At 63.9% G+C, this 9,734-nt stretch carries 6 protein-coding genes and 1 riboswitch; all 6 genes read left to right on the forward strand.

The window, feature by feature from the left end; translation table 11 throughout:
• Positions 1-142 precede the first annotated feature (142 nt).
• Positions 143-1,432 (forward strand): ATP-dependent 6-phosphofructokinase, encoded by a 1,290-nt coding sequence (locus VJ604_RS12035; RefSeq protein WP_324082794.1) that lies wholly within the window; start codon positions 143-145, stop codon positions 1,430-1,432.
• Between the two features lie 68 nt (positions 1,433-1,500).
• The gene (ppk2, locus tag VJ604_RS12040) at positions 1,501-2,340 is read left to right on the forward strand and encodes a polyphosphate kinase 2 (RefSeq protein ID WP_324082796.1); all 840 of its coding nucleotides are present in this window, start codon (positions 1,501-1,503) and stop codon (positions 2,338-2,340) included.
• Between the two features lie 27 nt (positions 2,341-2,367).
• Entirely contained in the window at positions 2,368-3,117 is a 750-nt protein-coding gene (gpmA, locus tag VJ604_RS12045) for a 2,3-diphosphoglycerate-dependent phosphoglycerate mutase (protein ID WP_324082798.1), read from the forward strand.
• A gap of 258 nt (positions 3,118-3,375) precedes the next feature.
• A riboswitch (cyclic di-GMP riboswitch) is annotated at positions 3,376-3,452 on the forward strand.
• Between the two features lie 120 nt (positions 3,453-3,572).
• On the forward strand, positions 3,573-5,735 hold the full coding sequence (locus VJ604_RS12050) for an HDOD domain-containing protein (RefSeq protein ID WP_324082800.1): 2,163 nt from the start codon (positions 3,573-3,575) through the stop codon (positions 5,733-5,735).
• A 59-nt stretch (positions 5,736-5,794) separates the two neighbouring features.
• Positions 5,795-8,020 (forward strand): GGDEF/EAL domain-containing response regulator, encoded by a 2,226-nt coding sequence (locus VJ604_RS12055; protein ID WP_324082802.1) that lies wholly within the window; start codon positions 5,795-5,797, stop codon positions 8,018-8,020.
• Positions 8,021-8,422: 402 nt separating this feature from the next.
• The coding region (locus VJ604_RS12060) for a hypothetical protein (RefSeq protein WP_324082804.1) at positions 8,423-9,734 on the forward strand (1,312 nt) is incomplete at its 3' end.

The following is a 9,734-nucleotide window of genomic DNA, read 5'->3' on the forward strand; positions in this document are numbered from 1 at the left end:
GGCGAGGTGGGGAACAAGAAGGCCTACGATCCCCGCAGCTATCTCTCCCACGCCGAGACCGCCATGGCCGAGCGGGTCAAGCGGGCGGTGACCGAGCTGAGAGGGGAGGGGACCACCCTGTTCAAGGGGTGAGGGGGCTGCCATGATCGACCAGGAAATGGACTTCACCATCGAAAGGCTCGGCGACTGCCGTTTCCCGTCTCCCATGGGGCTCGGACGGTTCACCGGCGACGGCGAGCGGATCCTGTACCACTGCCGGCTGGACGAGATACGTCCGTACCTCGAGGCGGGGGCGGCGCCTCCCCAGCTGGAACTGGCCGGGCCGCGGGAGAAGCTGTTCTTCGACCCGGCAACCATCTCCGCAGGGATCGTCACCTGTGGCGGCCTCTGCCCCGGCATCAACGACGTCATCCGCGCGGTGGTCCTGAGCCTCCACCATCACTACGGGGTGGGCAAGGTCTACGGGTTCCGCTACGGCTACGAGGGGCTGGTAAAACGGCTCGGCCACCCTCCGCAGCTCCTCACCCCGGAGGGGGTGGAGCATATCAGCGCGCTGGGCGGCACCATCCTCGCCTCGTCGCGCGGCCCTCAGGAGCCGGCGGAAATGGTCGACTGCCTGGAGGAGCTGGGGATCGCCGTCCTGTTCGCCATCGGCGGCGACGGCACGCTCAAGGGGGCCCGGGCCATCGCCCAGGAGGCGGCCCGCCGGGGGAAGGCGCTCAGCGTGATCGGCATCCCCAAGACCATCGACAACGACATCTCCTTCATCCAGACCACCTTCGGCTTCGAGACCGCGGTGGCCGAGGCGCAGCGGGCCATCTACGCCGCCCATACCGAGGCGGTGGGGGCCCGTAACGGGGTGGGGCTGGTGAAGCTGATGGGACGCGACTCCGGCTTCATCGCCGCCTTCTCCACACTGGTGGAGAGCCAGGTCAACTTCTGCCTGGTGCCGGAGGTCCCCTTCTCCATGGCGAGCCTTTTGACAAACCTTGAGAAGAGGCTCGCGCTACGGGGGCACGCGGTGATCGCGGTTGCGGAAGGTGCCGGCCAGGAGCTGATGACGGCGTCCGGCGGCCATGACGCCTCGGGGAACGTCAAGCTGGGGGACATCGGGGTCTTCCTGCGCGACGCCATCAAGGAGCATTTCTCGCAAAGGAAGCAGGAGCTGAACCTCAAGTACATCGACCCGAGCTACATGATCAGGAGCCACCCGGCCAACCCGCACGACTCCGCACTCTGCCTGTTGTTGGGGCAGAACGCGGTGCACGCGGCCATGGCCGGCAGGACCAACATGGTGGTCGGCTTCTGGAACCACCAGTTCACCCACGTCCCCATCACCCTCGCCACCCGCCAAAGGAAGAAGATCGATCCGGAAGGCGTGCTCTGGGGGAGCGTGCTGGCCGCCACCGGTCAGCCGCGCATGATGTACTGAAGGGCGAGGGGAACAACCAAATAGGCATGAAGCAAGCCGGAACAACACCGGATGAAAGGAGAACCGCAATGGCCAAGGACAAGGATTCCAAGAAGAAAGCACATGACAAGAAGAACGAAGACGGCGAGAAAGCCGGCGGCAAGCTGAAGGAGAAGGATTACCAGAAGGAGCTCCAAAAGCTGCACGTGGAGCTGGTCAAGCTGCAGGAGTGGGTGAAGTTCAAGGGGCTCAAGGTCTGCGTGGTCTTCGAGGGACGCGACGGCGCCGGGAAGGGGGGGGTGATCAAGGCGATCACCGAGCGGGTGAGCCCGCGCGTCTTCCGGGTGATGGCGCTCCCGGCCCCGAGCGAGCGCGAGAAGACCCAGATGTACGCCCAGCGTTACATCCCGCTTTTGCCTGCGGCCGGCGAGATCGTCATCTTCGACCGGAGCTGGTACAACCGGGCCGGGGTGGAACGGGTGATGGGGTTCTGCACCGAGGAGCAGGCGAGGAAGTTCCTGGAGGGGCTGCCGCTGGTGGAGAGGGCGATGGTGGAATCCGGCATCATCCTCATCAAGTACTGGCTGGAAGTGAGCCCCGATGAGCAGACCCGGCGGCTCGAGGGGAGGATCGACGACGGCCGCAAGATCTGGAAGCTCTCCCCCATGGACCTCAAGTCCTACACCCGCTGGGACGACTACACCAAGGCCCGCGACGAGATGTTCGCCAAGACCGACAGCTCCTGGGCTCCCTGGTACGTGGCAAATTCGGACGACAAGAAGCGCATGCGGCTGAACCTGATCACCCACCTGCTCAGCAAGATCCCCTACAAGGAGGCGCCGCGCGAAAAGGTGGAGCTGCCGTCGCGCAAGAAAGTGGCCAAGTCGAAGTCTGATTACGTGTTCAAGGTCATCCCCGAGCTCTTCTGAGCCTCGGCAACAGCAGGAGGAATCCACATGAGGAAACTGGTCCTTCTTCGTCATGGCGAGAGCGAGTGGAACAGGGAGAACCGCTTCACCGGCTGGACCGACGTCCCTTTGAGCGAGAAGGGGGTGGAGGAGGCCATGAACGCCGGGAAGCTTCTGGCCGGGGAGGGGTACGTCTTCGACGTCGCCTTCACCTCGGTGCTCAGGCGGGCGATCAAGACCCTCTGGCTCGCCCTGGAGGAGATGGACCAGATGTGGATCCCCATCCACAACAGCTGGCGTCTCAACGAGCGCCACTACGGCGCCTTGCAGGGGCTCAACAAGGCCGAGACGGCGGAGCGCCACGGCATGGAGCAGGTCCAGCTCTGGCGGCGCAGCTACGACATACCGCCCCCCGCCCTCACCCTGGACGATCCGCGCTATCCGGGGGGCGATCCCCGCTACGCCCGGCTCACCCCCGACCAGCTGCCGCTGGCCGAATCGCTCAAGGACACGGTCGCCCGCTTCCTTCCCTACTGGCACGGCACCATCGCCCCCGCGGTGATGGAAGGGAATCGGGTGGTGATCGCGGCCCACGGCAACAGCCTGCGGGCGCTGGTGAAGCACCTGGACAACATGACCGACGAGGCGATCGTCGGCCTCAACATCCCGACCGGCATCCCGCTGGTCTACGAGCTGGACGAGTCGCTGCGTCCGCTGAAGAGCTACTACCTGGGAGGCGAGGAGGCCGCCGCCAAGGCTGCCAAGGCGGTCTCCGAGCAACTCGCCAGGAAGGAGTAGCGCAATTACCGGAAACAAAAAGGGCGCCGGCCATCTCGCTTGCGCCCTTTTTGTTATTCCCTTCTCAACTTATTCTGCAGATCGCCTGAAGCAGCGCACCATTCTCTGAATCTTCCCGGCCAATCTTCTGGCGCGATTCGACCTTTTCTCGTAACAGTTCGATGTATGTAACAAAATGAATCAACCTTTAAATTAATCCTTGACAGGTGAAGCCCAAAAAGGATAAAGAAGATTAGCATTTTGTCGAAATAATCTTTCTCTGGTCAAAGGCAAACCCGGGGCAATCCGGGGACGCAAAGTCACAGATCCTGTTACAGGATGGCTGGGCCGCCGAAAGGGGGCCAACTTGTCTCGTCAATCCACACAAAACTCGCAAACCGACGTCTGACTTCGTTATTCGAATCAGGCGTTTTTTTGTTCGTGGAGAGAACTAGCCCCTGTTCTTAGAGGTCTTCGTGCAGATTCCGGAATCCATTCGTAATTCGGTTGAAGCGGCACGCCTTCCCTGCCTACCGCAGGTGCTGCTGCGCTTCCTGGATGTGGTGGAAGACGACCAGGTGCCGTCCGCCGAGCTCGCCACGCTGGTCGGCCAGGACCCGGGATTGAGCGCACGCTTCCTTGCCGCCGCCAATTCGCCCGCCCTGCGCCGCGACCGGCAGGTGGCGAGCCTCGCCGACTGCATCACGACTCTCGGTACCCGGCTCGCGCGCACCATGGCGCAGTGCCTGCTCATCGAAAGCGGCTTCGCCGGCGCGGGTCGCGAAACGGACCACGACCTCGGCAGGATCTGGACCCATGCCCTGCGTGTCGCGGAACTCTCCCGCGCCCTGGCCATCAGGACCAACTACGGCGACAGCGAGGAAGCCTACCTCGCCGGCCTGCTGCACGACATCGGCCAGCTGCTTCTCTTGGGGGGGGACGCCGAGCACTACCGGGACTGGGTGCAAAACATCGGCCTCGAAGCGAAGCTGCGCGATATCGAGGAACTCCTCTACCATACCGATCACGCCGCCATCGGCGCCTGGCTGGTCGATCAGTGGCAGCTGTCCTCCTTTCTCTCCGACGCAATCCTCTTTCACCACAAGCACCACGACGAGATCGTGGACGCCGACCCCTTGAGCAAGATCGTCTGGTCTTGTCATGTCATCGATACCTCTCGCGAACACCTCGATATCTCCTCCAACCAACAGGCGCCTGAGCTGTCCACCGTCATCTCCATGTTCGGGCTGGAACCGGCAGAGATCACGCGACTCGGCCAGGAGGCCTCGGAGAAGGTGGCGCTACTAACCCACCATCTCGGCTTTAGTGAGGTGGCGCGCGAAGACTCAGGCGAGCAGCGCGCCCGTCGCCCCGAGCAGGGGGCTCACCAGCTCGAGGTGGAAGTAAGGGTGAGGGACCTGGCGATCATGCAGTCGCTGCAGCGCAACCTGCCGGAGCTTTCCCGGGAGGAGGAGATCCTGCTGGTCATGCGCGAATCGGCCCGGATCCTGTTCGGCATCGGACGGCTCGCCTTCTTTTTCATGGAGCCGACCCGGCCGGTCTTGTCGGCGCCTGCTTTCACCGGTCAGCCCGAGTTGCTGCGGCAGCTTGAGATCCGCGTCGACGGTGGGCGCAGTCTGGCCGCTGCCGCCGTCCGCGACAAGAGCCCCCGCTCCACCCTCCAAAAGGAGCCGGCCGCTCCGCTCTCCTTGCTCGATGTGCAGATCGCCCGCGCGCTGGAGAGCGAAGGCGTGCTGTACATCCCGATGTGCGTCGGCGGCGGTCAGACCGGCGTGATGGCCTACGGGATCACCCCTTCCCAACATGCCCGGCTGCAAAAACAGCTTGCCCGGATGACCCGTTTCGCCAATCAGGCGGCGACCAGCATCGAAAGCTGGCGGGCCCAGCGGGCCAAAGAGGAGATGATCGCGGCAAGCGTCAGCAACCGGTTCCACCAGCACGCGCGCAAGGTCGTGCACGAGGCAGGCAATCCGCTGAGCATCATCAAGACCTATCTGGCCATCCTCAGCCAGAAGCTGCCGGTGGGCGATGCCGGCGGGGAGGAGTTGGCGATCCTCGGCGAGGAGGTCGACCGGGTCGGCCACATCCTCAGCCGCCTGGGTGAGTTGAGCGAAACGCCGCCGGCCACCGAGTCGGTCGATATCAACGGCATGATCAACGGCATGCTGGCCCTCTACGGCGAGACCCTCTTCTCGTCCCGGGGCATCGTCCTCGAGCAGCAGCTTTCCCCCTCTCTGCTGCCGGTGGCGGGCAACCGGGACAGCATCAAGCAGGTCCTCTTGAACCTCTGGACCAACGCCGCCGACGCTCTCGCCAGCGGCGACCACTTCGTGGTCTCCACGGCCGACAACGTCATCCTCAACGGGCGCTTCTACGTGGAGATCGCCCTGCGCGACTCGGGCCCCGGCTTGCCGCCGGAGGTCATGCAGCGCCTCTTCCAACCTTTGGACGACCGCCAACGCCCGGGGCATTCGGGCCTCGGCTTGTCCATCGTGGCCTCGCTCGTAGAAGGTCTGAACGGACTGATCAAGTGCCAGAGCGAGGTCGGCACAGGCACCAGCTTCATCATTCTTTTGCCGCGGCAGATGGAGGGCAAAGCCCTGTCGCGAAACCTGTGATTCCGCGAGTAGTGGTCCGGCGGAGGAGTCGGGCGATCGCGGGGTGACGAGGAGATGTTATGACCTATGGAAACATGATGTCGGAAGATACACGCTACAAAAAGCCCCAGTACATCCTGATCGTGGACGACGAGCCCCACCTGCGCTCGAGTCTGCGCCTGCTTTTGAAGCGGCCGGGGCGCGTCATAACGGAGTGCGATACCGGCGGCGAGGCGATCTCCATCCTCAAGTCCCGGGAGATCGACCTCGTCTTGCTCGACATCAATCTGCCGGACATCTCCGGGCTGGAGGTGGCCGAGTGGATCACCTCCGGCAAGATCCCCACCAGCGTCATCATGGTCAGCGCCGACAACAGCATCGACTCCGCCATCCGGGCCATGCGCAGCGGCGCCGTGGAGTTCGTCAGAAAGCCGAGCGAGCTGGAGGAGATCCGGTTCCGGGTCGACAACGCGCTGCAGCGGCGCTACCTGGAGCGGAGCCACCTGCTGATCGCCGCCCGCCTCGAACAGTCCGAGCGCATGCACCGCTTCCTGGTGGAAAAATCGCCGGACCTCATCTACACGCTCGACCCGGACGGCCGCTTCACCTTCACCAACGACCGCTTCGAGTCGCTGCTCGGGTATTCGCGCGACGAGTTGATGGGGTGCAAGTACACCACCATCGTCCACGAGGAAGACATACCGATGGCGACTTATGCCTTCATGGAGCGCCGCCGCGACCACCGCGCCACCACCAACCTGGAGCTGCGCCTTAAATGCAAGAAGAACCCGCAGCGAAACCTGGAGAGCCAGCAGGTAGTGGCGATCCTGAGCGCCATCGGCATCTACGAGACCAAGGAGAAGAAGAGGGACCTGCAGGCCGTCTGCTATGCCGGAACCTACGGGGTGGCGCGCGACATCACGGAGCGCAAGATCGCCGAGGAGACCATCAACTTCCAGGCCCTGCACGATCAGCTCACCCTGCTCCCCAACCGCCGGCTGTTCAAGGACCGCCTGGAACTGGCCATGGCGCAGTCCAGGCGCAACGGCAAGATGGTGGCGGTCATGTTCCTCGATCTCGACCGCTTCAAGCGGGTGAACGACACCCACGGGCATACCGAGGGGGACGAGCTCCTGAAGAAGGTGGCCCAGCGGCTGCAGAAGTGCATCCGGGCCAGCGACACCCTCGCCCGCCAAGGGGGGGACGAATTCACCTTCCTGTTGCCGGATCTGCTGCAGCCCGAGGGGGCGGAGGTGATCGCCGGCAAGATCATGGAAGAATTGAAAGAGCCCTTTGCGGTGGCGGGCCAGGAGTTCCATGTCATGGCCAGCATCGGCATCGCCGTCTACCCCCGTGACGGTGACACCGCCGACCAGCTCCTGAAGCATGCCGACATCGCCATGTACGAGGTCAAGGCCAACGGCAAGAGCAACTACACCTTCTTCATCCCGGAAATGAACGCCTGCTACCACGAACGGATCTCCCTGGAGAACGAACTGCGGCAGGCGGTCCCCAACGGGGAATTCGAGCTGTACTATCAGCCCCAGATCAGCGTCCGCCGCAACCGGATCGTCGGCATGGAGGCCCTTTTGCGCTGGCGGCACCCGGTCCATGGCCTGCTCAACCCCGGCAGCTTCATCGACATGGCGGAGGAGAGCGGGTTCATCAGCGAGATAACCGACTGGGTGCTGGCCGAGGTCTGCCGCCAGCTGGCCGTCTGGCGCGACATGGAACTGGGGGAATTCCGGGTATCGGTGAACGTCTCGCCCAAGGAGTTCACCCAGAACAACGTGGTGGACCGCATCAGCGCCAACGTCATCAAGTACGGGCTGCCGGAAAACGTCCTCGAGGTCGAGATCACCGAGAACCTGCCGGTGGAAGACGTCTCCGGCGTCATCGACAAGATGCGGCTCTTACGGGACCGCGGCATCCGCATCTCGATCGACGACTTCGGGACCCGCTACTCCTCGCTCAACTACCTGCGCCGCTTCCCGATCAACGCCATCAAGATCGACCAGTCCTTCGTGCGGGACCTCTCCGAGGAGAAGAACTCTACCCCCATCATCCACGCCATCATCGGCGTCGCGCGCGGCTTCGGCCTGAACCTGGTGGCGGAGGGGGTGGAGACGGAGTACCAGATGAGGACCCTGCACGAACTGGGCTGCGACGAGATGCAGGGCTTCCTCTTCAGCCGACCGGTCCCCGCCGCCGAGGTGGAACGTTTCGTGCGCCGGTCGCTGTCCGGCTCCGAGGACGACCTGCTGGATCTTCGCTCGACTGCCGGTCAGGAAAGACGCTGCGCCTGAGGCACGCACGCTGGTAACCGGCTAACCACTGCTCACCTCCTCTCCTCTCAACTCTCCCTCCCCCCACGGGGGAGGGTTGGGGTGAGGGAGGCCTCGCCCCGCTGACACATATCTCCCCATCCTCACCCTGGCTCTTTTTCCCCCCTCCTCAAGTCGAAATCTCAACCAAAAGACGGCATATCGCCCCCTCTGCCGCGCTGTTCCCATTAACGTACCCTTCTGTCGGCATTAATTTCGCCAGCTTCCGCCCTCTTAGGAAGGCTGGCACATTACTGGAATACCCTACGGCTATCCACGGGAGTGTCGCCGCCATCTGAATCGTTGGGGGGGCGCGCGGGTCTGTCTAGGCCCGGGCGCCCGCCAGCCCGGTAAAAGGGGACGGGAGAAAGGAGAAACGCGATGATGAAACGTACACCGATCGTTGTGGCTTTTCTGCTGCTCTTCGCGTTGGCAGTGCCGTTCGTGCTGCACGCGGAGGAAGCCATGCCGCCGGCCGAGGAGGTGACCCCCGATCCGTGGCCGAAGACCACCAGTAGGGAGGGAACCACCTACACCCTCTACCAGCCTCAGCTGGACAGCTGGGACGGCTACCGCCTGAAAGCGCACGCGGCGGTCTCGGTGAAGCCGGCCAGCGCGGCGGAACCGGTCTTCGGCATGCTCGCCTTCTCGGCCGCCACCCTGGTCGACCGGGTGGGGCGCACCGTCCATCTGCAGGATTTCGCCGTGGAGAAACTGCTGTTACCCACCATGCCGCAAGCCGCCAGCCAGTACCAGGCCGGCTTCCTAGCCATGGCCCCGCCGCAGGGGAGCACCATCTCACTGGACCGGTTGGAGGCCATGCTGGCCGTGGAGGGTGCGGAGAAGAAGGCGCGCGCGGTACAGGTGAAAAACGAGGCGCCCAACTTCGTTTTCTCGCAGAAGCCGGCCATCCTGATCCCCATCGACGGCCAGCCAGCCTGGCGGGTGCTCGTGAAGGGCGTCCTGGAGCGGGCCATCAACACCCGCGCCCTGGTGCTGTGGGACGAAAAGAATGGCGGCTACTACATCCACCTCTTCGACGGCTTCGTGACCGCCAGCTCGCTCTCCGGGCCCTGGAGCGTGGCGAAGAGCATCCCGTCGGCGGTCAGTAAGGCGGCCAAGGAGCTCGCAGAGCAGAAGGTGGTCGACCTGATGGAAGGGCAACCCAACGAGCAGAGCGGGCAGAAGCCGTCCCTGAAAAAGGAGGCACCCCAGGTGATCGTCACCACGGTCCCCACCGAGCTGATCGTGACGCAAGGACCGCCGGACTTCGTACCCATACCGGGGACCATGCTCCTCTACGCGAAGAACACCACCGGCAACGTCTTCAAGAACCTGAACGACCAGATGACCTACGTGCTGGTGACCGGCCGCTGGTTCCGGGCGAGCGATACCGCCGGGCCGTGGCAGTTCGTGAATCCCAGGGAGTTGCCTCCTGACTTCTCCAACATCCCGGACGACAGCCCGAAGGAGAACGTGAAGGCATCGGTGCCGGGGACGCCGCAGGCCCAGGAGGCGGTGATCGCCGCCGATATCCCGCAGACCGCGACGGTGTACCGCGACAAGGTGAGCTTCACCCCCAAGTACAACGGCGAGCCGCAGCTGGCCCCGGTCCCGGGCAGCTCGCTCATGTATGTGGTCAACTCCCCCTTCCCGGTCATCATGGCCTCGGCCAATAACTGGTATGCCGTGCAGA

This window comes from Geomonas sp. (genome assembly GCF_035254065.1).
Lineage (GTDB): Bacteria > Desulfobacterota > Desulfuromonadia > Geobacterales > Geobacteraceae > Geomonas.